The organism is Mesorhizobium sp. B2-3-10 (assembly GCF_006442275.1).
Taxonomy (GTDB): Bacteria; Pseudomonadota; Alphaproteobacteria; order Rhizobiales; family Rhizobiaceae; genus Mesorhizobium; species Mesorhizobium australicum.
Genome location: NZ_VFVT01000001.1, coordinates 259,469 through 281,960 on the forward strand (window position 1 = coordinate 259,469; position 22,492 = coordinate 281,960).

Below are 22,492 nucleotides of genomic sequence, written 5' to 3' on the forward strand. Positions count from 1 at the left end.
ATGAAGATCACCATTTTCGGCGCCGGCGCCATCGGCGGCTATGTCGCGGCCAAGCTGGCCATCGCCGGCCGCACCGAGCTGTCGATCGTCGCCCGCGGCGCGCATCTCGACGCGATCAAGGCCAATGGCCTGCGCCTGATGGAGGACGGGCGGGAAACGACCGCCCCCGTCAAGGCCGCCGCCAAGGCGGAAGAGCTCGGCACGCAGGACTACGTCGTGCTGGCGCTGAAGGCGCATTCCGTCGCGCCCGCGCTCGACCAGATTGCCCCGCTGCTTGGGGACCACACAGCGGTCGTCACCATGCAGAACGGCGTTCCCTGGTGGTATTTCCACAAAAACGGCGGCGCGCTCGAAGGCACCAGACTGCAGCAGGTCGACCCCGGCGGCACGATCTGGGACCGGCTCGGCCCGCGGCGTGTCATCGGTTCGGTGGTCTACCCCGCCGTCGAGGTCGATGCGCCCGGCCTGATCCGCCATGTCGAAGGAAAACGCTTCTCGCTCGGCGAACCCTCGGGCGAGAAGAGCGAACGGGTCACGCTCCTGGCCGGGGAGATGGTCAAGGCCGGGCTGCAGGCGCCGGTGCGCGACGACATACGCGCAGAGATCTGGATAAAACTGTGGGGCAATCTCTCCTTCAACCCGATCTCGGCGCTGACCGGCTCGACGCTTGCCGCGATCGTCGCCGACGAGGGCACCCGCATGCTCGCCCGCGCCATGATGCTGGAAGCGCAAGCGATCGGCGAAAGCCTCGGCGTGCGCTTCCCCATAGACGTCGACCGCCGCATCAAGGGCGCCGGCGACGTCGGCGAGCACAAGACCTCGATGTTGCAGGACCTGGAACGCGGCAGGCCCATGGAGATCGACGCGCTGGTGGGCGCCGTGCAGGAGCTTGGGCGACTGACGGGCAAGCCGACGCCGGCGATCGATGGGGTGCTGGCGTTGGTGAAGAGGCTGGCGGTGGAGCGGGGGTGTTATGGGTGAATAGGAAACCGACATCGGTTAGTGCCTGCCGTCCCGAATGACCGGAGAGAGACGTCCATAACTCTACCGGTTGGACGGCCGCTTTGCGCCTCATCTCGATTATCGAAGTCAGCTGTGCCGCCGCCGAAAAGCGGACGTTAGTGACGACGAATCAGATGTGACGGGTGCGCCAGGACCGCACCTAGCCGTAACCCATGTGTGATGTCGACTTGTCCTTAGTTCCCGCTCGTAAAGCGTTGCAGGGCCAACATTCCACAGCCGGTAGACACGATCGGGCTCGGCCAAGCCGCAGCCGGGTTCTGTCAAAATATTTTGGGCTCCGACGCGGAGTGGATAGCTGCTTCTGCCGACTTTTTTCCGCAAGGTGGAGAAAAACAGTTGGCGACCTACTTCAGAGGGTAGGAACGAACGCTGACTTCAGATTGAAAGGAACGCGCAATGCCGAAGACTACGATTTACCCTTGGTACGCCAAGGACGGGGAAGAGGCCGTGGTCCGCTTCTCCCGAGATCTTTTCCAATAGCGCATTTGGTGCCGATCACCGTGCACGCTCGCCACCGTGACCAAGTGATCCGCTGTACTTCGGCCTTCCGCTTGCAGTGCTTCCCTGCTTAATTCGAGGAAATTTGCACAATTATAAGGTTGCGGCATGATACCAATCTACATCGGCTATGATCCACGGGAATCCCGCGTTCTAGACGTAGCGCGATGGAGCGCTTATCGGCGGACAAGCACGCCGTTGCAGATACTACCATTGGTGCTCAAAGACCTTGAAGCCCAAGGAATTATGAAGCGACCGATGGTGGTACGGGATGGTAAGCTCTGGTGCCCGATTTCCGAGGCGCCGATGGCGACCGAGTTTGCCATATCGCGCTTTGCCGTTCCGTTTATAAGGCAAGGCGGCTGGGCCATGTTCTGCGATTGTGATGTCCTGTTTCTGAAGGATCCAGCCAAGCTGCTCGATCTAGTTGATCCTTCCTACGCGATTATGGCGGTTAAGCACCAGCAACGCGAATCCGAAGCGGTCAAGATGGACGGACAAATGCAGACGTTCTATCGCCGCAAAAACTGGTCGTCGGTCGTTTTGTGGAATCTAGATCATCCCTCCAACAAACGGCTGACCAACGAGATGCTCAATACGTGGCCTGGACGTGACCTCCACGCCTTCAAATGGCTTGAGGACCACGAGATCGGGGAATTGCCTCTGGCATGGAACTACCTCGTAGGAGCTTCGGCTTCCGAACTCCATCCCGCCGATGTCTCGCTGGCGCACTACACGCTCGGCGGCCCTTGGTTTGCGGGCTGGTCCGGCACCACGCAATGGGACGAATTGTGGAGGCGAGAAGAGAGAATTCTGCGCGCGTTTGAGGAACATGCCGTTCAGGTTCCCGCATGAAAACTCCGCTTTTGGATTTCTTGCCAATCTTCTCAAAGCCAACTCTTCGGTTGCCCAGGGCCACTGGTCCCGCCTTGGTGATGGGGTCGGCGCCGAATTTTCGCCTCCCGGAGGGACATGGTGTCGATTGGGCACTTGTGACCGTCAATGCTTCCCAGCTTTTGGCGGAAACGTTCGGCCTCCGCCTTCCTGATATCGCAGTCATCCGCCGCGGCATTTTGGTCGGCGCGAGCGAACAGGACTTCTACAAGCGCGATTTGTTAAAGGGACGGCAGGCGAAACATCTGATCGTACCGGTTTGGCCGGACGTTGAAGACAAGCTGAAAGCTGGTTGTCGCACCTTCAATTATGGTTTCGATACCTTGCAGGCGCTCACCAAATGGCAACTTGCCAACATCGTCTGGCGGCTTAGCGGCAAATATCATGTGTCCCGCGGCTGGCACCGGAAAATCTCCACCGGAGCCTTCGCGATCATGTTGACGCGTTTCGCCGGCTTCGCCCCTGTTGTAGTCAGCGGGTTTTCCCTGTCCCAGGCTGGGCATGGATACGACACCCGAAATGCCTTTCGATATCATGCCGACGAAGATGCGTATTTGCTTCGCCTGGTAGTGAGTAGAGGCGAGCCAATCTACGCGGAGGATAGGGACTTCGCTGCGGAAACTGGATTGCCCTTATGGCAGGGACAGATGCCATGACGAGTGCTTCTTAGGGAAGCTTGCAACATGGGCTGTCCCGAACGCTATAGCAAAGATGATCTAGCTCCGGTGGTGAAAAGAGATATCCATTTCTCGGAGATGCGAACCGACCAATGACCAACATTACCCGCCCTTCAGGAGGTTGGTGTGCTGAATATCTCGATGGTTGATCGGCAGACTGTCAAGTCCATTCTCGTTATTCAGACGAAGTACATCGGGGACATCATTCTAACTTCGGTGCTCGTGCGAAATCTGCGCCTCGCTTACCCAAACGCTGCGATAGCCATGCTCTGCGCTCCTGGCCTGCGAGACTTCGTAATCAGCCAGAATATCGCGGACCTGGCCATCGGGTTCGACGGTAGAAGTGCTGGTAGAAGTCTGCTTCAGCGGGTGAAGGAATATTCAAGCTTGGTAGCTGACCTCCGTCGCCGAAAATTCGATCTCACCATTGATGTAACTGACTCGAAGACGTCAAGGATATTGCACAGGTCAATCGGCGCTCCGCTGCGCGTTGGGTACAACCCCCCGGAAAAGCCCCTGAAGTTTTGGGAAGGTCAGCCTGCTAATATATTTGCTAAACCCTTTGGTCATGGAGGCGCGCACTATTTGTACCGGTATTTGTCCCCGCTTGAAGCCCTTGGGATAGAATTACGCGAAGTGACGCCGAGGCTTGAACCCACACCGGTTGGGCGAAGCGCGTCTACCCAGGTTCTGGCGCAAAGCAAGCTGGCTGTAAAAGCTTTCGTCGCTGTGCACGCTGGAGCAAGGTTCGAAGGGCGGTGTTGGCAACCTGAACGGTTCGCTGCAATAATCGACGAGGTTTATGCCGCGACGGGCCTGCGGTCACTACTGGTTGGTGGACCTAATGAAGGCTCAACCGCGCAGACAATCTTGGACATGGCAGCGTCACCATTGGCGAGCGTTGTTGGTAAGATCTCGCTTGAGACATTAACTGCTTTGCTTGCGGATGCATTTATCTTTCTGGGAAACGAGAGCGGCCCAATGCACCTGGCTGCGTCAGTCGGAACCCCGGTTGTGGGCCTTTATGGCCTCACGCCACCCGACATCTGGGGACCTCTTGGGGTGCTTCACCGCACCGTTGAGCCGCCGTTGCCTTGCCAGTGCATTGCGCCCGATTTGTGCAAGCCCGGCAATCCGGGCGGCGTGTACTGCGTTCATCGACTACCCGTTGCCAAGGTCGCCCAGGCGACACGAGACCTGATGGATGCAGTGAGGCAACAGGCGAACGAGACGGCCAATCAAACAGACTCACTCCGGTAGAAACAGCGATGACCGGCCCGCGTGAAACCGTGAAGAAGGCACTGCAGACCTATGTCGACGAGATCGTGCGATCATCAATTCGCTGATAGGCAGGCGGTAAAGGATCGCCAGTAGCGATGCAAACCCTAAGTCACCCCTTCCCCACCCGCCCCAGCACCCGCGCATAAACCTCTCCCACGATCCCGCGCCGGAACACCAGCACGCAGACCATGAAGATCAGGCCGGTGGCGATAGTCACGGGGAAACCTGACGTGGCGAGCGTGTTTTCCAGGCCGACGACGAGGCTGGCGCCGATGATCGGGCCGACCATGGTGCCGATGCCGCCGAGCAGCGTCATCAGGATGACCTCGCCCGACATCTGCCAGGTGACGTCGGTGAGGGTGGCGAACTGGAAGACGATCGCCTTCAGCGAACCGGCGAGCCCGGCCAGCGCCGCCGACATGACGAAGGCGGCGAGCTTATAGCCGGCTACGGAATAGCCGAGCGAAATGGCGCGGTTCTCGTTTTCGCGGATCGAGCGCAGGATCATGCCGAAGGGCGAGTTGACGATGCGCCAGATGGCGAAGATGCCGAGCAGGACCATGACAAGCACGAAATAATAGACGTTCATCGGGGCGTTGAGGTCGAGGACACCGAACAGGACGCCCCGCGGCACGCCCTGGATGCCGTCCTCGCCTTGCGTGAACGGCGCCTGCACGCAAAAGAAGAAGAACATCTGCGACAGCGCCAGCGTGATCATGGCGAAATAGATGCCTTGCCGGCGAATGGCGAAGAAGCCCATGACGAGGCCGAGCAGGGCCGCACCCGCCATGCCGAGCAGGATGCCGGCTTCCGGCGGCCAGCCCCAGACCTTGACGGCGTGCGCGGTGAAATAAGCGGCGCCGCCGAAGAAGGTGGCGTGGCCGAAGGACAAGAGGCCGGTATAGCCGAGCAGGAGATTGAAGGCGCAGGCAAACAGCGCGAAGCACAGCATCTTCATCAGGAAGATCGGGTAGACGAAGAACGGCGCCGCCAGCAGCGCCGCTATGCCGAGCCCGACCAGCACCCATTCGAGCCTTGGCGAGGGTTTGGCCGATGCCTCGCGCAGCGAAAGCCCGGCCATGTCGGATGTCTCTTCCGCCATCTCAAGCGTCCTTTCCGAACAGGCCGGCCGGCCGGACCAAAAGTACGATCGCCATGATGACGAAGACCACCAGGTTGGAGGCCTCGGGGTAAAAAACCTTGGTCAGGCCTTCGGCGAGGCCAAGCATGTAGCCGGTGACGATGGCGCCGAGGATCGAGCCCATGCCGCCGACCACGACGACGGCGAAGACGACGATGATGAGGTCCGATCCCATCAGCGGGCTGACCTGGTAGATCGGCGCGGCCAGGATGCCGGCGAGCCCGGCAAGCGCCGAGCCGAGGCCGTAGGTGAGGGTCAAAAGCAACGGCACGTTGACGCCGAAGGCCTGGACGAGGCGGGGATTCTCGGTCGCGGCGCGCAGATAGGAACCGAGCCTGGTCTTCTCGATCAGCGCCCAGGTGCCGAAGCAGACGAGCAGCGAGGCGACCACGACCCAGCCGCGATAAATGGGCAGGAACATGAAGCCGAGATTGGTGCCGCCGGCCAGCAGCGGCGGCACGGCATAGGGGTTTCCCGACACGCCATAATAGTAGCGGAAGATGCCTTCGAGCACGAGCGCGAGGCCGAAAGTGAAGAGCAGGCCGTAGAGCGGATCGGTGTCGTAGAGCCGCGACAGCGCCAGGCGCTCGACCACGACGCCGAAGATGCCGACAATCAGCGGCGCCAGGACCAGCGCCGGCCAATAGCCGATGCCGAGATGGGTGAGCAGGAGATAGCCAATGAAGGCGCCCAGCATATACTGGGCGCCATGGGCGAAGTTGATGACGCGCAGCAGGCCGAAAATCACGGCCAGACCAAGGCTCAGCATGGCGTAGAAGGAGCCGTTGATCAGCCCGACCAGCAATTGGCCGAGCAATGCCTGGACGGGGATGCCGAAGATCATCGTCATGGCGCCATCATACACCCAGGATTTCGTGGAGCAGCGTCATGCGGTCCGCCAGTTCGCCGGTGGGAAACCCGGCCACGACCTTGCCGTGCTCCATCAGGTAGAAACGGTCGGCGACACGGCTGGCGAAGCGGAAATTCTGCTCGACCAGCAGGATGGTCATGCCGCGCTGCTTCAGCGTCGCCAGCAGCTCGCCGATGCGCTGGACGATGACAGGCGCGAGGCCCTCGGTCGGTTCGTCCAAGAGCAGCATCTTCACCCCGGTCCGCAGCATGCGCGCGATCGCCAGCATCTGCTGTTCGCCGCCCGACAGCCGCGTGCCGGGACTGTTGCGCCGCTCCTTCAGATTGGGGAACAGATCGAAGATTTCCTCGACGCTCATGCCGCCCGGGGCGACGACCGGCGGCAGCACCAGGTTCTCGTCGACGGTCAGCGTCGAGAAGATGCCGCGTTCCTCCGGCACGAAGCCGATGCCCTGGTGCGCGGTGCGGTGCAGCGGCAGCCGCATCAGGTCGGCGCCGTCGAAGACGACCTTGCCGGTGCGTCGGCGGATCAGGCCCATGATGGCGCGCAGCGTCGTCGTCTTGCCGACGCCGTTGCGGCCGAGCAATGTGACCGTCTCGCCGGCAAACACTTCGAGGTCGACGCCGTGCAGCGCATGGCCCTCGCCATACCAGGCATTGAGGCCGCGGACCGCGAGCAGGGGCGAAGCGCTAGTCATCGGCGGTGCCCATATAGGCCACCTTGACGCGCTCGTCGCGGCTGACGGTGGCGTAGTCGCCGGCCGCGAGCACCTCGCCGCGCTGCATCACCGTTATCCAGTCGCAGAGATCGGCGACCACGGTCAGATTGTGCTCGACCATCAGAACCGCGCGGTCGCCCGCCACCGAGCGGATGAGGGCGGAAACCGTGGCCACGTCCTCATGGCCCATGCCGGCCATCGGCTCGTCGAGCAGCAGCACTTTGGGATCCAACGCCAGCGTCGTGGCGATCTCCAGCACGCGTTTCCTGCCATAGGAAAGATCGCCGGCCAGCCTGTTCGTGGCATCGTCGAGGCCGACGGACCGCAGCAGTTCCATGGCACGCGGCGTCAACCGGTCGAGCGCCGCCAGCGAGCGCCAGAACTGGATGCCGAGCCCGGCCGGCCGCTGCAGCGCGACGCGCACATTGTCGAGCACGCTGAGATGCGGAAAGATCGCCGAGATCTGGAACGAGCGCACCAGCCCCATGCGCGCCACTTTGGCCGGCGAGGTGCGGGTGATGTCGTGGCCGAGCAGTTCGATCCTGCCGCTGGTCGGCGCCAGGAATTTGGTCAGCAGGTTGAAAACGGTCGTCTTGCCGGCGCCGTTGGGCCCGATCAGCGCATGGATGTTGCCATGGCGGACATCGAGATCGACATTCCTGACGGCGACGAAGCCGGCAAAGTCACGCCGCAGGCCGCGAGCGGAAAGCACCACCCGCGGCTCTTCCGCGTTCAGATCAGGCGGCACCGTGGCCGCGCCGGTCACTGGGCGGCCGTCGCGCAGCCGCTGTCCTTCTCGCTCAGGAACGCCTCCTTGCCGGGAATGGTGGCGAGGTATTTGTAATAATCCCAGTCCTTGGTGCTCTCGCTGGGCGCCTTGACCTGGTAGAGATACATATCGTGGACCATGTTGCCATCGGCCTGGACCTTGCCGCCGGTGATGACGGCGTCGTCCACCGGCAGCGAATGGAGTTGCTTGGCGACCGCTTCGGTCTCGTCGGTGCCGGCCTTGTCGATCGCCTTCAAATACTGCGTCACCGCCGAATAGGTCGCGGCCTGGATCATGTTCGGCATGCGGTTGGTGCGCTTGAAGAAGCGCTGCCCGAATTCGCGGCTCTTGTCGTCGCGGTCCCAGTAATAGCCCTCGGTCAGCACGACGCCTTGCGCCGCCTGCAGGCCGAGCCCATGCACCTCGGCCAGTGTGAACAGGAGCGCCGCCAGGCGCTGGCCGCCCTGGACGATGCCGAATTCGGCCGCCTGCTTGATGGAATTGGAGGTGTCGAGGCCGGCATTGGCCAGACCGATGACCTTGGCGCCCGACGATTGCGCCTGCAGCAGGAAGGACGAATAGTCGGTCGCGCCCAGGGGATAACGCACCTCGCCCAGCACCTTGCCGCCATGGCTCTCGACGAACTTGGCGGTCTGCTCCTTCAGCGAATAGCCGAACGCATAGTCGACGGTAACGAAGAACCAGCTGTCGCCGCCCTGCTGGACGAGAGAGCCGCCGGTTCCCACCGCCTGCGAGTGGGTGTCATAGGCCCAGTGGAAGCCGTAGGGCGAGCACTGCTTGCCGGTGAGGTCGGTGGTCGCCGCACCGGTGACGATGTCGATCTTCTTCTTTTCCTTGGAAATCCCCTGCACGGCGAGCGCGACCGAAGAGGTCGTCAGCTCCATGATGGCGTCGACCTGCTCGGTGTCATACCACTGGCGGGCGATGTTGGAGGCGATATCGGGCTTGTTCTGGTGGTCAGCGCTGATGATCTCGACCGGCGCTCCCTGCACCTTGCCGCCGAAATCCTCGACCGCCATCTTGGCCGCCTCGACCGACCACTTGCCGCCGAAATCGGCGTAGACGCCGGATTGGTCGTTGAGGATGCCGATCTTGACCTTGCCATCGGAAATCTCGGCGGCCGAGGCGGGGATAGTGGTGGCCGCGAGAAGCGCGGCGGAAACGACATGGCGTAGCTTCATGAGTTTACTTCCTCCCAATGTGGATGAATCCGCCCGCCCCCTACGATCGTCATCCGCAAGCACTATGCAACATTAGGAAAATGAGGCGGAAGGGCAAGGGGCGGCCCCGGATTTCGTGACGGCGAGACGGCCCATGGCGTGCGACACGACTATGTGAAGCTCGACCTGCCGCAGACCGAGCTTGTCTGGGCCCGGATGGCCTCAGCCCTCGGCGGCGACGAGATGGCCGTTGCCGACATCGCTGAGCGCCAATTTCAGCGGCGCCTCGCCGATCCGGCGGGTGGCGCTGGGGATTTCCTGGTCGAGGCGGGCGAAACGGCTTCGGCGCCGCGCCGGATCCGGCACCGGCACGGCTTCGATCAGGCGCCTGGTGTAGGGATGGCGGGGGTTGGAAAAGACCTGGTCGCGTGTGCCCATCTCGACGATCTGGCCGAGATACATGACGGCGACACGGTCGGAGATATTCTCGACCACGGCCATGTCGTGCGAGATGAAGAGATAGGCGACGCCAAATTCGCGCTGCAATTCCTTCAGGAGGTCGAGCACGCGCGCCTGCACCGAGACGTCCAGCGCCGAGACGCTTTCGTCGGCGATGATCAGCTTTGGCCTCAGCGCCAGCGCACGCGCGATGCAGACGCGCTGGCGCTGGCCGCCGGAAAATTCGTGCGGGTAAAGCTCCATCTGGTCCGATGACAGGCCGACGCGATCGAACAGCGCGGCGACGCGCTCGCGGCGTTCTTCCTTCGAGGCGATGCCGTGGATCAGCAGCGGCTCGGCGACGAGGTCGCCGACGCGCATGCGCGGGTCGAGCGAAGCATAGGGGTCCTGGAAAATCATCTGCACGTCGCGGCGCACCGCCTTGCGCTCGTCGCGGCCGAGGCCGGACAAATTGCGACCGCCGACGACGATGTCGCCGCTATAAGGCACCAGCCCGGCCAGCGCCTTGGCGGTGGTCGACTTGCCGCAGCCGGATTCACCGACCAGCGCCAGCGTTTCGTTGGGCGCGATCGAAAAGCTGACGCCCTCGACGGCGTGAACGCGGCGGGTGACCCGGCCGAAGACGCCGCCGCGCAAGTCGAAGCGGACGTGGAGATTGGTGACCTCGGCGACCTTCGCCGGCGTTGCGGCTTCGGTTTCCCTAGATTTCTGACGGCCGGCGCCGCTGCCGATGCGCGGCACGGCGGCCAGCAGCTCGCGCGTGTATTCGGCTTGCGGGTGGGCGAAAATGTCCGACGTCTTGCCTTCTTCGACCATGCGTCCATGCCGCATGATGATGACGCGATCGGCCATTTCGGCGACAACGCCCATGTCGTGGGTGATCAGGATGACGCTGGTGCCGTGCTTCTGCTGCAGGTCGCGCAGCAGCTCCAGCACCTCGCCCTGCACGGTGACATCGAGCGCGGTGGTCGGCTCGTCGGCGATCAGCACGTCCGGTTCCAGCGCCAGCGCCATGGCGATCATCACCCGCTGGCGCATGCCGCCGGAGAGCTCGTGCGGAAATTGCCTTAGCCGGCTTTCGGCCTCCGAAATGCGCACCGCCTTCAACGCCTCGACGGCGCGCTGGCGGGCCTCGTCCCGCGACAGGCTGGTGTGCGCCTCGATGGATTCGGTGAGCTGGCGACCGATCGACAGCACCGGGTTGAGCGAGGTCATCGGCTCCTGGAAACTCATGGCGATGCGGTCGCCGCGGATATGGCGCATCCGGCGTTCGTCGAGGGCGGTCAGCTCGGTGGCGCCAAGGTGGATGGTGCCGGCGGAGATGCGCGCGGCGGGCTGCGGCAGAAGCTGCATGATCGCAAGCGCGGTCATCGATTTGCCGGAGCCGGATTCGCCGGCGATGCAGAGCGTCTCGCCACGCTTGAGCGTCAGGGACAGGTTGGAGACGACCTCGCGGGAGCCCTCCTCGCCGCGCACGGAGACGCAGAGGTTGGCGATGGTGAGGATGGTTTCGGGAGTTGAGGTCATTGGGGAGGCAGCCCGGAAAGGGATTTACTCCGGCACGCCCCCCTCTGCCCTGCCGGGCATCTCCCCCGCAAGGGGGGAGATTGGCAGTTCCCACGCCCCGCCTCTCTTCCAACGGTGACGATTGGCGAAAGCCCAAGCGCGATCCGATCTCCCCCCTTGCGGGGGAGATGGCCGGCAGGCCAGAGGGGGGTGTCTAGACGCTGACCTGTCATTCAAACACGCAGCGCGGGAAGTAGAACGACACCACCCAGTTGGGCATGTCGACGATCTCGCTGATGCGGAGATCGCCGCAGACCGAGGCCAGCATGTAGGCTTCGACCGGGTCGATCTGGTAGCGGCCGGCGAGCAGGTCGACCATCTGCGCCACGGCCTCCTTCGCGCCCGCCATCAGGTCCGGCCCGATGCCGGTCGTCACCTCGTAGCCCTTGGCGTCGAGATGGCGTGTCACCGGACCCGGCGTGGTGAAGCGCGGCGTTTTCAGCCGCGCATCTTTCACCAGGTCGAGTTTCAGCACGACGTTCATCGGGCTTTCGATCGCCGTGCCGCAGACCTCGCCGTCGCCTTGCGCGGCATGCGTGTCGCCAACCGAGAACAGCGCGCCCGCCACCTCCACCGGCAGATAGAGCGTGGTGCCGGCGGCGAGATCGCGGATGTCGAGATTGCCGCCGACGCGGCGCGGCGGCACCACCGAGTGGTGGCCCATTTCGGCCGGCGCGTTGCCGATGGTGCCGGCGAATGGCTTTAGCGGCACGCGAGCGTTTTTGCCGAACAACGCCGGCTCCAGCGAGGCGGCATCGTATTTCCAGATGTTGAGCGCCGGCTCCTGGAAATCGTCGGCGAGCAGGCCGAAACCGGGAATGTTCGCCGTCCAGCCGAAGCCGGACGGTTTGAACATCTCGATCGTCACCTTCAGCGCGTCACCCGGCTCGGCGCCTTCGACGAAGATCGGCCCGGTGACCGGATTGATCTGGCCAAAGTCGAGCTTGGCGATGTCGGCGACGGTGCTGCCGGGCTGCAACTGGCCGCCCGAGGAATCGAGGCACTGGAACTCGATGGTCGAGCCTGGCGCCACCCGCTCGGCCGGGACAAAGGAATTGTCCCAGCCGAAATGGTGATGGCGCCCGTGGATGGTGTAATCGCAGTTATTGCACATCTTTTACGTACACATTGTCATAGTTGATCGGGATATGGACCGGGTCGACATAGAGGTTGTCGGCGCCGCCCATGCGCGCCGATTTCATGGTGAAGCGCTGTTCGTTGAAGACCGGCGCCCAGGGGGCGTCCTCCATCACCTTGTCGTAGATGGCGCTCCACATCTTGTCGCGCTCGGCGGCCTTGGCCGGGTCGACCACCGAATCGGCCTCTGCCGCCTTGGCGTCGAGATCCTTGTTGCAATACCACGACCAGTTCCAGCCGCCCGGTACCGCACCGGCGCAGCCGAGGATCGGGCCGTAGAAGTTGGACGGATCCGGGAAGTCGGCGATCCAGGCCATGCCGCCCGACCAGATCATCGGCGCGCCGGCCTTGTCGCCGCCGGCGGCGATGACGTTGGCCTGGGCCAGCGACTGGATGCTGGCCTTGATGCCGATAGCCGCCAGGTCCTGCTGGATCGCCTGGGCGATGCGCGGGTTGGGGTCGGTGTTCATGGCGAACAATTGCGTGTCGAAACCGTCGGGATGACCGGCCTCGGCCAGCAGCGCCTTGGCCTTGGCGACGTCATAGGGGTAGCCCTTGTACGCCTTGTCGTAGCCGGGCATCGACGGCGGCAGCGGCTGGTTGGCCGGCACGGCGCGGCCGTTGATGATCTGGATGATGCGCGCCTTGTTGAGCGCCATGTTGACGGCCTGTCGCACCTTCACATTGTCGAACGGCGCCATGGTTGTGTTCATGGTCACATAGCCGGTGTGCAGTTGGCCTCCTTCGACGACACGCGCCTTCTGCTCGGGATCGGCCATCACCTCCTGGAATTTGGCCGGCGGAATGCCGTCGCCAGGCACGTCGATCTCGCCCTTCTGCAGGCGCAGAAGCGCCACGATCGGCTCCTGGCCGATCTCGAAGGTGATCTTGTCGAGATGCGGCAGGCCCTTGTGCCAATAGTCCGCGTTGCGTTCGAAGACGATGCGCTGGCCAAGCGTCCATTCCGCCAGCTTGAAGGCGCCGGTGCCGACCGGATGCTTGCCGAAATCGGCGCCGTATTTCTCGACCTCTTCCTTCGGTACGACATGGGAAAAGTTGATGGCCATGACATGCAGGAAGGTGGCGTCCGGGCGGGTCAGCTCGAACTTGACCGTGTAGGGGTCGACGACGGTGACGCCGGACAGCGTCTCGGCCTTGCCGGCGGCGACATCGTCATAGCCCTTGATCGAGCCGAAGAAGCCGGCGCCGGGGCTCTGCGTCTTCGGATTGGTGACGCGGTCGAGCGAATATTTCACGTCTTCGGCGGTCATCTCGCGGCCATTGTGGAACTTCACGCCATGGCGCAGCTTGAAGGTGAAGGTCTTGCCGTCGGGCGAAATCTCGTAGCTCTCGGCGAGGTCGGGCTTGAGGTTGGTGGTGCCGGGCTCGTAGTCCATCAAGCCGTCGAACAGGCTCTTGATCATCGACCAGTTCTGCCAGTCATAGCCGATGGCCGGGTCGAGGGTCGCGACGTCGTCCTTGTAGGTGATGGTGACGGCGCCGCCCTGCTTGGCGTTCGGGTCGACGGCGTCCTCGGCGCGGGCGCTTGTCATGCCGAGCATCAGCGCCAGCGCCGATGCCGCGACGGTCGATGCGAGAAACTTCTTCATTGTCCTGTTCCCTTTCTCTGTTTGTTTTCTGGTTCATCGCAGTTTGATACGGGGGTCGATGAAGGGCGCGATGATGTCGGCCAGGAGATTGCCGAGCACGATGGCGAAGGCCGAGACCAGCGTGACGCCCATGATGATCGGGATGTCGACGCGCTGAATGGCTTGCCAGGCGAGCTGGCCGATGCCGGGCCAGCCAAACACGCTTTCGACCACGACGATGCCGCCCATGAAGATGCCGATGTCGATGCCGATCATGGCGACGACCGGCAGGATGGCGTTGGGCAGCGCATGGCGGAAGATGATGGCGCCCCGAGCCAGGCCCTTGGCACGCGCGGTGCGGACGTAATCCTGGCGCAGCACGTCGATCATCGACGAGCGCATCATGCGCGCATACCAGCCGGCGCCGAGGATGCCCATGGTGAGCGACGGCAGCACGAGATGGCGCCATGTGCCATAGCCGCCGATCGGGAACCAGCTCAGCCTGACCGCGAAGACATAGAGCAGCAGCAGGCCGACGAGGAATTGCGGCGCCGAGACGCCGATGAAGGAGGCGACCATCAGGGTCTGGTCGGTGGCGGTGCCGCGCTTGACGGCGGCGATCAGGCCCATCGAGAGGCCGATCAGCAGCTCGCACAGGATGGCGCCGACCATCAGCAGCAGGCTCGCCGGCAGCCGCGAGACGATGAGTTCGGTCACCTCCGAGCGCTGGATGTAGGAGCGGCCGAGATCGCCGCTGACGAGCCTCGTCAGATAATGCCAGTACTGGACGACGAAGGGCTGGTCGAGGCCGAGCTGCTGGCGGATGTTCTCGACCGTCTGCGGCGTGGCGCTGCGGCCGGCGATCTGGCGCACCGGGTCGGCGGGCAGGAGATAGAGCAGCGCGAAGGTGATCAGCGAGACGCCGAGCAGGATGAGCAGCGACTGGATCAGCCGGCGGCCGAGATAGGCGATCATGCCCGGCCCCTTTGCGTCGGATCGAGAATGTCGCGCAGCGCGTCGCCGATCAGGTTGAAGGCCAGCGCCAGGGCCAGGATCGCGGCGCCGGGGAAGAACACCAGCCAGGGTGCCGCCTGGAAATAGGTCTGGTTCTCGAAGATGATATTGCCCCATGACGCCGTCGGCGGCTGCACGCCGATGCCGAGGAAGGAGAGCGTGGCCTCGAGCAGCACCGTGGTCGAGATGCCGAGCGTGCCCCAGACGATGATGGTCGGCAGGAGATGCGGCAGGATGTGGCGAAACAGGATGCGCGGCGCGCCGGCCCCGATGGTGCGTTCGGCATCGATGAACTCGCGTTCGGCGAGTGACGAGGTCTCGGTGTAGACGACGCGGGCGGTCTGCACCCAGTTGACCAGCGCGATGACCATGGCGACGATCCACAGGCTCGGCTGGAACACCGCCGCCAGGCAGATGGCGAGCAGCAGCGCCGGAAACGCCATCATCAAATCGGTGAAGCGCATCAGCGCGCCGCCGATCCAGCCGCGGAAATAGCCGGCGGTGACGCCGACCAGCGTGCCGATCAAAAGCGCGACGCCGTTGGCGACGATGCCGATGATCAGCGAGGTGCGCGCGCCGTAGAGGATGCGGGTCAACAGGTCACGCCCGAGCAGGTCGGTGCCCAGCCAGAATTTCGCGCTCGGCGGCAGAGGCGAGCCCTCGATGGTGAGACCGTCGAACATCTGTTCGTTGGGATCGTAGCCGGTCAGCCATGGCGCCAGGATCGCACCGGCAACGACAATGGCGACGATAACCAGGCCGAGCAGCGCCAGGCGGCGCTTGACCAGCCGGCGCCAGACACCGGCGCGCGGTCTGGCCGGCATGCGCCCTGCCATGAGATCAGGCGCGATGGGGCTGGTCATCGCCGCTCTTATCTCCGATGTGGGCTTCCCCGGTCCGGGCTTCCCCGGTCCTGGCTTCCCCGGTCTTGGCTTCCTCCATCATCGCCACGATCCGGCGCGCGGCGTCCTCGACGCTGATCTGCCAGCTCATCGCTAGCGAGCGCAGCTGCGCATAGGCGCGGTCGTCGTCGCCGCCTTTCGACAAAGCCGAGACAGCCCGCACGATGGTCTGGCGTTCGGCGACCCGCTGGCGCAGCGCGGCAATTTCGCCGGCTAAATGTTTTCTCGCCTCGAAACTCTGGCGCGCGATCAGCAGCGCGCTGTAGACCCCGGCATTGCCGACCGGCTTCAGGAGCTGGGCGTCGGCCTTGTGCGACAGCGCCCATTCGATGCGGCCCGGCGCCTCCGAACCGATCAGCGCCACCAGCGGCATCGGCGCCTCGCCCGGCTTCCAGGGGAATTGCTCGTCGAAGCCGAGATCGGCGTCGAAGAAGACGAAGTCGGCGGCCAGGGCCTCCGGTGCCAGTTCCGGCCAGCAATCCACGGTGACAAGGCCGATGGCCGACAACTGCCTGGTGATCGCCTGCATCGTCGGGTGCGGGCGATGCAGGACAAAGGCCCTGGCGCCGCCGAGATTGGGGATGCGCGGGGTTCTGGTCACGACACCACCCGCAAGCGTGGCCGGCCGAATGTCTTTGCGGGGTCGTAGCGCGACAGGTATGGGTCCGGCGCGACCTCGTGCTGCCGGCTGACGACTTCGAAATAGCCGTCCGCGATCCGGCCGATGATGACAGGCAGCGTGGCGTGCTGGGAATGGGCGTCGATGGCGATCGGGCCGAGCCGCGTGGAGAAGCGCCGCTCGGCGAAGGCCTTGGAAAATTCCGCCGGGCCGGCGTCGGGATCGCGCGACAGCACGTCGGCCATTACCTGCACCGAGGCATAGGCGGAGGCTTCGAAGGACGACGCGAAGGCGGCCGGCCGCGGCGCGAAATACGGTCCGACCGACAGGTGACCCTTGCCCGTTTCGCCGATCGCCGGCAGTTCGCCTTCGGTCAGGTTGCAGGAAATCACCGGGCAAGATTCAGGACTGAAAGCCGCATCCTCGCCCGCCAGATCGCGATAGGCCGCAAGGAAGGCATAGGACGAGGTGCCAATCAGGTTGTTGAGGATGAAGTTCGGTCGCGTCGCGCGTATCTCGGCGATCAGCCGCGACACGTCGGTCTCGCCGATGCGCAGATAGCGCTCGCCCAGCACCTTGCCGCCGGCATCGGCGATGAGGTCGCGCGCAACGCGGTTCATCTCCCAGCCCCAGATGTAGTTCGACCCGAGCAGGAAACCGTTGGCGCCGAAGCGCGGCACGACATGGGCCATAAGCGGCACCAGATGCTGATTGGGACAAGCGTGCATGTAGACGACATGCTCGTTGGCCTCGAAGCCCTCATAGGGGCAGGCATACCAGAGCATGCCGCCCGCCTTCTCCAGCACAGGGATGGTCTCCTTGCGGCTCCAGGAAGTGACGCAGCCGACGACATGGCGTGCACCGCTGGTCCTGAAGATGTCTTCGCACAGAGTCGCGTAACGGTCGGCATTGCTTTGCGGGTCGCGCTCGACCGGCACCAGTTCGATGCCTGAGCTCCTGTCGGCGTTGATGTCGGCGATCGCGCGCATGGCGCCCATCCGGCACGCGTCGGAGACGAGCTGATAGCTTCCCGAGCGGGAATAGAGGATGCCGATCTCGATGCGCCGTTTCAAACCGATCCCCAAAATGACAATGCCCCGCAGCCAGCGCCGCAAGGGCGAGGCATACGAGGCATATTTGCCGCCCGGCGATCAGAGCCGGTATTTTGCCCTAGCGTATTCGGTCCGGCGGGTCAGTCAAGCCCTCAACGCCATCCGCGTCAAACACCGAGTGTCGGGCCATCGCCGGTCCCGCGAAATCCGCTGCCGCTATTTGGCCGCCGGCCTGTGTTGGCGGGCATAGGTCACGCAGGCATCCACAGTGCTGACACAAAGCGCGTCGCGCTTGTTCGGCAGGTTGTTGTCGCCGGCGTAGGCAACTTCGGCGACACGGCCGCCGACCATGCGGACCTGCGTGTCGCAGTAACCGCCGGGAGCGACATTGACGGAACCGCCGACCGTCGGGATCGCCCCCACGGCCAGGGCAGGAACGACGACGCTGAGATTGCCGCGCTGGACGACGCGCTTATAGGTCCAGATCTGCCCGGACTGGCCGACATCCGCTGTGGCGGTCGGAAATCCCGCGCACATTCGAACATCGGCTTCGCTGAGGCCGACCATCTCCTTGCGTGCCGCAGCCGCCGTTGGATCGACCTTGGCGATGCGCGACGTGTCGTCGGGAACGACGCAGGAGGACTGGATGACGACGACGAGGCCGGAAAGGGCAAGCTTTCGAATGCAGGGAAATGTCATACCGATTATTGAGATCGCGTGGCGCCCGGCCGCCCTCTCTACCTAGGCAAGCCAGCGGTCGGATCAACCCGCACAGCTTCACGAAAAAGTGGCTGAGCAAGCCGCAAAGCTTTTTGACTTCGCCGTGGATGAACCCGGCAGCCAACGAGGGCCGTCCATCATTTTCGGGCGATGTCCTCGAAGCTCAAATCGGACCGTATGAGATGTTGCGCAGCCGGCCGGCAGAGGCGGGCTCGTTGAAAACTTGACTGCCTTCCCGACATCTCCGGATGGCGGCGCGGCGCCGTCATGGTCGACCCGGCGGCGTCCTGTGCTCACATCCCTGAGTTTTTTGAGAGAATATTCCCGGCTTTGCCGAGAACGGCGAAACACGTTCTTTGATAAAATCAGTAGAATTTCTGACGATGTGAACAAGCCTCGGCAATCCGCCTTGCTGCCATGACTTCACAATCGCAGAGATCAATCATGTCCGATCCCAACAACACTTTGCCCTCTTCCCCAAGGTCACCCCTCACCCGCCGCAGCGGCCTCGCTCTGCTGTTCGCGTCGGCCGTCGCGATCGGCAGCCTGATGGCGCCGCATGCGTCCTTGGCCGAGGACAAGAAGGCGATCAAGGTCGGCATCATCAGCGGCGAGGACGAGGATGTTTGGCGTGTCGTCGTCGCGCAAGCAGCCGAAAAGGGCCTCAGCATCGAGACCGTGGTGTTCAACGACTACACCCAGCCCAACGAGGCGCTGGAGCGCGGCGAGATCGACGCCAACGCCTTTCAGCACCAGCCCTATCTCGACAACCAGATCAAGACGCAGGGCTACCACATCGTGCGTGTCGGCTATACCGGCGTGTGGCCGATCGGCCTCTACTCCAAGAAGTACACCAAGGTTGCCGATCTGCCGGAGGGCGCGGTGATCGGCGTGCCGAACGACCCGTCCAACGAAGGCCGGGCGCTGCGCGTGCTGCAGAATGAGGGCGTGATCAAGCTCAGGGATGGCACCGGCATTCTCGCCACCACCGCCGACATCGCCGAAAATGCGAAAAAGGTCGAGATCAAGGAGTTGGATGCCGGCATCGTCGGCCGCTCGGTCGAGGATCTCGACGCCGCCGTGGTCAACACCGACTGGGCGCTGAAGAGCGGCCTGACGCCGGAGAACCGCATCGCTCAGGAGCCGATCGCGGACAATCCGTACCGCAACTTCATCGCGGTCAAGGTCGGCAATGAAAACGAGGCCTGGGTGAAGACGCTGGTCGCGTCCTACCAGAACGAGGCTGTGAAGGCCGAGTTCGACAAGGTCTACAAGGGCACCGGCCTCAGCGCCTATTGAGTTATCCGGGCACCGACGTGCCTTTGACAGCTTAAGCGGTCCGCGCGATGCGCGGGCCGCGATCGCGTTTCGGGACCTGCCCATGGACCAGCATTTTATCGCAACCACCGAGGCCGCGGATCAGGCCGCCACGCAGGACGTGGTGCGCCTTGTCGACCTGAAGCGCCGCTTCGGCCAGACGGCGGCGCTCGACGGCATTTCCTTGACGGTGCGCAAGGGCGAGGTTCTCGGCATCATCGGCCGCAGCGGTGCAGGCAAGTCCACCCTGATCCGCTGCCTGAACGGACTGGAGCGGCCTGACACCGGCGAGGTGTTCATCGAAGGTCGCGAGATCAGCCGACTTGGCGAGCGCGAGTTGCAGCCGCTGCGACGGCGCATCGGCATGATCTTCCAGCATTTCAACCTGCTGTCGGCCAAGACCGTCGAGGACAATGTGGCGCTGCCGCTCAAGATCGAGGGCCGGCCGAAGGCGGAGCGGCTGAAGCGGGCGGCGGAGCTGCTCGATCTCGTCGGCCTGTCGGAGAAGGCAAAAGCCTATCCGGCGTCGCTGTCCGGCGGGCAGAAACAGCGCGTTGGCATCGCCCGAGCGCTTGCCGCGCGGCCAGCGCTGCTTCTGTCGGACGAGGCGACCTCGGCACTCGACCCGGAGACGACGCGCTCCATTCTCGCCCTGCTGAAGGATATCAACCGCCAGCTTGGCCTGACCATCCTTTTGATCACCCACGAGATGGAGGTGATCCGCTCGATCGCCGACCGCGTGGCGGTGATCGACGCCGGGCGCATCGTCGAGGAAGGGCCGGTCTGGTCGGTGTTTGCCGATCCGCAATCGGACGTCACAAGACGCCTGCTCGGGACCATCCGGCCGCAACTTCCGCCGGAGCTGGCGGCGCGGCTGCTGCCGGGAGCTGGCACCGAAACGGTCCTGCGCGTCGACGTGGCGGGCGAGGCGGCGCGCGAGCCGCTGCTGTCCGACCTTGCGGCCGCCGTGCCCGGTCCCTTCCGCCTCGTCCATGGCGGCATCGACCACATCCAGCGGCAGCCGGTCGGAACGCTGTTCATTTCCGTTCCCGGCAGCGATGCGAACCATCTCGCAGAAATCATCACATTCCTGAAATCCCGCCAGGCGCGGGTGGAGGTGCTTGGCCATGTCGCCGGTCCTGTTTGAGCTTCTGTTGCGATCGATCTGGGAGACGGTGCTGATGACGGCCGCCTCCGGCCTGATCTCGCTGGTGTTCGGCCTGCCGCTCGGGCTGGCCCTGATTGCCACCGAACGCGGCGGCATCGCCGAAAACCCTTGGGTGAACCGCGTGCTCGGCGCCGTGATCAACGGCTTCCGCTCGGTGCCGTTCATCATCCTTCTGGTGGCGCTGATCCCGGTGACGCGGCTGATCGTCGGCACCTCGATTGGCACATGGGCGGCCATCGTGCCGCTGTCGATCGCCGCCACGCCCTACTATGCGCGGATCGCCGAAGTGTCATTGCGCGAAGTCGACCACGGACTGATCGAGGCGGCGCGCGCCATGGGCGGCAATCGCTGGACCATCATCCGCGAAGTGCTGGTGCCCGAGGCGCTCCCCGGCATCGTTGCCGGCTTCACCGTGACGCTGGTGACGCTGGTCGGCGCCTCGGCGATGGCAGGAGCCATCGGTGCCGGCGGCCTCGGCGACCTTGCCATCCGTTACGGCTACCAGCGCTTCGAGACGTCGGTGATGATCGCCGTGGTGATCGTGCTGATCATCCTGGTCTGCGGCGTCCAGTGGGTCGGTGACCGGCTGGTGGCGCGGCTGGATCGGCGGGGATAGTGAGCCGGCTGGTATTCAGGGCCGACCATGAGCTTCTCATGGAGCGTCGGCGATGGTCACCATGAGTAATTTGAGAGCCACAACGATTTCCAGCCAAGCCGCGCTAGCCCCTCAGCCTCGCCCCTTCCGGGTCGAAGAACGGCATCGGCACCACCACCGCGCGGGTCGGTTTGCCGTCGATAGCGATGCTGAGCTTTGTTCCAACGCCCGTGAACGGCAATCGCAAATGCGCTGTCGCCAGCACCTTGCCCAGGGAATAGCCGTGGTCGCTGTAGGTGACCACGCCGGCGTCCTCGCCGTCGGCCATCACCCGTGCATCCGTCGCGGACGGCTTGTCGCCGTCGAGGATCAGCCCGGTCCAGCGCTCGTCGAGGCTCTCGTCGCGCACCTTGAGCAACGCGTCCCGGCCGATGAAATCGCCCTTATCGAACTTGATCCAGCGGTCGAGGCCGACATGGAACGGCGTGCGCGTCTCGTCCATGTCGATGCCGTGCGCCGGATAGGCCTTTTCCAGGCCGAGCGTGAACATGGCCAGCACGCCATAGGGTTTCAAGCCGAAAGCTTGGCCAGTGCGCATCAGCGCGTCCCAAACCGAGGTCGCCTCGTCGGCCGGCACGAACAGCTCGAAGCCGAGTTCGCCGGTCACGCCTGTACGGGAGATCAGGACCCGCGTTCCGTTGATATGGCCTGATGTGAAGGCCCAGCGCTTCAATCCGTCGAGATCAGCGTCCGAAATCATCGCCTTCAAGAGATCGCGCGAGCGTGGGCCCTGGATGGTCGGGAAGGCGACGGCGGCCGTGATGTCGGTGACATAGGCCCTGCGCCCTTGCGCATGATGCTGGAGCCAGGGCAGCATCTTGAGGCGGTTGACCGAACCGGTGACCAGCATGAAATGCTCCGCGCCCAGCCGGAACACGGTGAGGTCGTCCATGATGCCGCCGTCCTCCCGACAGACGGTGGAATAGCGTACTTGGCCCGGCTTCATCGCCGCGGCGTCATTGACAATGACATGGTTGACCAGCGCCTCGGCGTCGGCACCCTTGATGTCCATCTTGCCCATGGTGCTGAGGTCCTGCACGCCGGCATTTTTACGCGTATTCAAATGTTCGTCGGCGATGCCGGAGTAATATTTGGCCGAGATGAAATCGCCGCCGACCCGACCCATGGCCGCACCCAGCCCGACGATGCTGCTGTAGAAAGGGGAGCGCCGCTCAGCCACGAAAATCTCCATCATTCATAAAAAATCGGCAGCGCCGGGTGGCGCCGCCGAGCTCGATTGG

21 protein-coding genes are annotated in these 22,492 nt (G+C 63.8%); 7 read left to right on the forward strand and 14 right to left on the reverse strand.

Annotation, left to right across the window (positions count from 1 at the left end):
- The 4 genes from FJ943_RS01365 (at window position 1) to FJ943_RS01380 (ending at window position 4,352) form a co-directional block, all read left to right on the forward strand.
- On the forward strand, window positions 1–981 hold the full coding sequence (locus FJ943_RS01365) for a 2-dehydropantoate 2-reductase (protein WP_140719380.1): 981 nt from the start codon (window positions 1–3) through the stop codon (window positions 979–981).
- Between the two features lie 756 nt (window positions 982–1,737).
- The gene (locus FJ943_RS01370; RefSeq protein WP_246671831.1) at window positions 1,738–2,376 is read left to right on the forward strand and encodes a hypothetical protein; all 639 of its coding nucleotides are present in this window, start codon (window positions 1,738–1,740) and stop codon (window positions 2,374–2,376) included.
- A complete protein-coding gene (locus tag FJ943_RS01375; protein WP_140719384.1) occupies window positions 2,373–3,071 on the forward strand; it encodes a hypothetical protein in 699 nt (232 codons plus the stop codon). The genes FJ943_RS01370 and FJ943_RS01375 overlap by 4 nt, the downstream gene beginning before the upstream one ends.
- Window positions 3,072–3,218: 147 nt before the next feature.
- Window positions 3,219–4,352 carry a glycosyltransferase family 9 protein gene (locus tag FJ943_RS01380; RefSeq protein WP_224584225.1) on the forward strand — a complete coding sequence of 378 codons (1,134 nt, stop codon included), beginning with the start codon at window positions 3,219–3,221 and terminating at the stop codon, window positions 4,350–4,352.
- A 130-nt stretch (window positions 4,353–4,482) separates the two neighbouring features.
- Here FJ943_RS01380 and FJ943_RS01385 read toward each other — a convergent pair whose 3' ends face one another.
- The 13 genes from FJ943_RS01385 to FJ943_RS01450 all read right to left on the reverse strand — a co-directional run bounded on the left by FJ943_RS01385 (window position 4,483) and on the right by FJ943_RS01450 (window position 18,090).
- On the reverse strand, window positions 4,483–5,475 hold the full coding sequence (locus tag FJ943_RS01385; protein ID WP_181174470.1) for a branched-chain amino acid ABC transporter permease: 993 nt from the start codon (window positions 5,473–5,475) through the stop codon (window positions 4,483–4,485).
- 1 nt (window position 5,476) lies between these two features.
- Window positions 5,477–6,364 (reverse strand): branched-chain amino acid ABC transporter permease, encoded by an 888-nt coding sequence (locus tag FJ943_RS01390; protein WP_140719386.1) that lies wholly within the window; start codon window positions 6,362–6,364, stop codon window positions 5,477–5,479.
- Between the two features lie 7 nt (window positions 6,365–6,371).
- Window positions 6,372–7,082 carry an ABC transporter ATP-binding protein gene (locus tag FJ943_RS01395; protein WP_015314622.1) on the reverse strand — a complete coding sequence of 237 codons (711 nt, stop codon included), beginning with the start codon at window positions 7,080–7,082 and terminating at the stop codon, window positions 6,372–6,374.
- Entirely contained in the window at window positions 7,075–7,869 is a 795-nt protein-coding gene (locus FJ943_RS01400; protein ID WP_015314623.1) for an ABC transporter ATP-binding protein, read from the reverse strand. Before FJ943_RS01400 ends, FJ943_RS01395 begins: the two co-directional genes overlap by 8 nt.
- On the reverse strand, window positions 7,866–9,074 hold the full coding sequence (locus FJ943_RS01405) for an ABC transporter substrate-binding protein (RefSeq protein ID WP_140719388.1): 1,209 nt from the start codon (window positions 9,072–9,074) through the stop codon (window positions 7,866–7,868). Before FJ943_RS01405 ends, FJ943_RS01400 begins: the two co-directional genes overlap by 4 nt.
- Before the next feature lie 201 nt (window positions 9,075–9,275).
- The gene (locus FJ943_RS01410; RefSeq protein ID WP_140719390.1) at window positions 9,276–11,039 is read right to left on the reverse strand and encodes an ABC transporter ATP-binding protein; all 1,764 of its coding nucleotides are present in this window, start codon (window positions 11,037–11,039) and stop codon (window positions 9,276–9,278) included.
- A 208-nt stretch (window positions 11,040–11,247) separates the two neighbouring features.
- Window positions 11,248–12,192 carry an acetamidase/formamidase family protein gene (locus FJ943_RS01420; RefSeq protein ID WP_015314626.1) on the reverse strand — a complete coding sequence of 315 codons (945 nt, stop codon included), beginning with the start codon at window positions 12,190–12,192 and terminating at the stop codon, window positions 11,248–11,250.
- Entirely contained in the window at window positions 12,182–13,825 is a 1,644-nt protein-coding gene (locus FJ943_RS01425; protein WP_140719392.1) for an ABC transporter substrate-binding protein, read from the reverse strand. Before FJ943_RS01425 ends, FJ943_RS01420 begins: the two co-directional genes overlap by 11 nt.
- 33 nt (window positions 13,826–13,858) lie before the next feature.
- Window positions 13,859–14,779 carry an ABC transporter permease gene (locus FJ943_RS01430; RefSeq protein WP_140719394.1) on the reverse strand — a complete coding sequence of 307 codons (921 nt, stop codon included), beginning with the start codon at window positions 14,777–14,779 and terminating at the stop codon, window positions 13,859–13,861.
- A complete protein-coding gene (locus tag FJ943_RS01435) occupies window positions 14,776–15,681 on the reverse strand; it encodes an ABC transporter permease (protein ID WP_140619737.1) in 906 nt (301 codons plus the stop codon). The genes FJ943_RS01430 and FJ943_RS01435 overlap by 4 nt, the downstream gene beginning before the upstream one ends.
- On the reverse strand, window positions 15,659–16,321 hold the full coding sequence (locus FJ943_RS01440; RefSeq protein ID WP_140719396.1) for an ANTAR domain-containing protein: 663 nt from the start codon (window positions 16,319–16,321) through the stop codon (window positions 15,659–15,661). Before FJ943_RS01440 ends, FJ943_RS01435 begins: the two co-directional genes overlap by 23 nt.
- Window positions 16,318–17,412 carry a transporter substrate-binding protein gene (locus FJ943_RS01445; protein WP_140660260.1) on the reverse strand — a complete coding sequence of 365 codons (1,095 nt, stop codon included), beginning with the start codon at window positions 17,410–17,412 and terminating at the stop codon, window positions 16,318–16,320. Before FJ943_RS01445 ends, FJ943_RS01440 begins: the two co-directional genes overlap by 4 nt.
- A gap of 195 nt (window positions 17,413–17,607) precedes the next feature.
- The gene (locus FJ943_RS01450; RefSeq protein ID WP_140719398.1) at window positions 17,608–18,090 is read right to left on the reverse strand and encodes a hypothetical protein; all 483 of its coding nucleotides are present in this window, start codon (window positions 18,088–18,090) and stop codon (window positions 17,608–17,610) included.
- A gap of 465 nt (window positions 18,091–18,555) precedes the next feature.
- Between FJ943_RS01450 and FJ943_RS01455 the strand changes: the two genes are divergently transcribed.
- The 3 genes from FJ943_RS01455 to FJ943_RS01465 all read left to right on the forward strand — a co-directional run bounded on the left by FJ943_RS01455 (window position 18,556) and on the right by FJ943_RS01465 (window position 21,212).
- Entirely contained in the window at window positions 18,556–19,410 is an 855-nt protein-coding gene (locus tag FJ943_RS01455; RefSeq protein ID WP_140711903.1) for a MetQ/NlpA family lipoprotein, read from the forward strand.
- A gap of 82 nt (window positions 19,411–19,492) precedes the next feature.
- Window positions 19,493–20,575, forward strand: a complete 1,083-nt coding sequence (locus tag FJ943_RS01460; protein WP_140719400.1) for a methionine ABC transporter ATP-binding protein — start codon at window positions 19,493–19,495, stop codon at window positions 20,573–20,575.
- Window positions 20,556–21,212 carry a methionine ABC transporter permease gene (locus FJ943_RS01465; protein ID WP_140719402.1) on the forward strand — a complete coding sequence of 219 codons (657 nt, stop codon included), beginning with the start codon at window positions 20,556–20,558 and terminating at the stop codon, window positions 21,210–21,212. Before FJ943_RS01460 ends, FJ943_RS01465 begins: the two co-directional genes overlap by 20 nt.
- Window positions 21,213–21,315: 103 nt before the next feature.
- Here FJ943_RS01465 and FJ943_RS01470 read toward each other — a convergent pair whose 3' ends face one another.
- Window positions 21,316–22,446, reverse strand: coding sequence for an aminomethyltransferase family protein (locus FJ943_RS01470; RefSeq protein ID WP_140660264.1), 1,131 nt, complete (start codon window positions 22,444–22,446; stop codon window positions 21,316–21,318).
- Window positions 22,447–22,492 lie beyond the last annotated feature (46 nt).

What these genes read in the sequence shown, in the direction of transcription:
- FJ943_RS01465 (WP_140719402.1), top strand. Translation starts at nt 20,556, where the DNA reads ATGTCGCCGGTCCTGTTTGAGCTTCTGTTGCGATCGATCTGGGAGACG.
- FJ943_RS01435 (WP_140619737.1), bottom strand. Translation starts at nt 15,681, where the DNA reads ATGACCAGCCCCATCGCGCCTGATCTCATGGCAGGGCGCATGCCGGCC.
- FJ943_RS01455 (WP_140711903.1), top strand. Translation starts at nt 18,556, where the DNA reads ATGTCCGATCCCAACAACACTTTGCCCTCTTCCCCAAGGTCACCCCTC.
- FJ943_RS01425 (WP_140719392.1), bottom strand. Translation starts at nt 13,825, where the DNA reads ATGAAGAAGTTTCTCGCATCGACCGTCGCGGCATCGGCGCTGGCGCTG.
- FJ943_RS01410 (WP_140719390.1), bottom strand. Translation starts at nt 11,039, where the DNA reads ATGACCTCAACTCCCGAAACCATCCTCACCATCGCCAACCTCTGCGTC.
- FJ943_RS01460 (WP_140719400.1), top strand. Translation starts at nt 19,493, where the DNA reads ATGGACCAGCATTTTATCGCAACCACCGAGGCCGCGGATCAGGCCGCC.
- FJ943_RS01470 (WP_140660264.1), bottom strand. Translation starts at nt 22,446, where the DNA reads ATGATGGAGATTTTCGTGGCTGAGCGGCGCTCCCCTTTCTACAGCAGC.
- FJ943_RS01420 (WP_015314626.1), bottom strand. Translation starts at nt 12,192, where the DNA reads ATGTGCAATAACTGCGATTACACCATCCACGGGCGCCATCACCATTTC.
- FJ943_RS01405 (WP_140719388.1), bottom strand. Translation starts at nt 9,074, where the DNA reads ATGAAGCTACGCCATGTCGTTTCCGCCGCGCTTCTCGCGGCCACCACT.
- FJ943_RS01395 (WP_015314622.1), bottom strand. Translation starts at nt 7,082, where the DNA reads ATGACTAGCGCTTCGCCCCTGCTCGCGGTCCGCGGCCTCAATGCCTGG.
- FJ943_RS01375 (WP_140719384.1), top strand. Translation starts at nt 2,373, where the DNA reads ATGAAAACTCCGCTTTTGGATTTCTTGCCAATCTTCTCAAAGCCAACT.
- FJ943_RS01365 (WP_140719380.1), top strand. Translation starts at nt 1, where the DNA reads ATGAAGATCACCATTTTCGGCGCCGGCGCCATCGGCGGCTATGTCGCG.
- FJ943_RS01390 (WP_140719386.1), bottom strand. Translation starts at nt 6,364, where the DNA reads ATGACGATGATCTTCGGCATCCCCGTCCAGGCATTGCTCGGCCAATTG.
- FJ943_RS01430 (WP_140719394.1), bottom strand. Translation starts at nt 14,779, where the DNA reads ATGATCGCCTATCTCGGCCGCCGGCTGATCCAGTCGCTGCTCATCCTG.
- FJ943_RS01385 (WP_181174470.1), bottom strand. Translation starts at nt 5,475, where the DNA reads ATGGCGGAAGAGACATCCGACATGGCCGGGCTTTCGCTGCGCGAGGCA.
- FJ943_RS01450 (WP_140719398.1), bottom strand. Translation starts at nt 18,090, where the DNA reads ATGACATTTCCCTGCATTCGAAAGCTTGCCCTTTCCGGCCTCGTCGTC.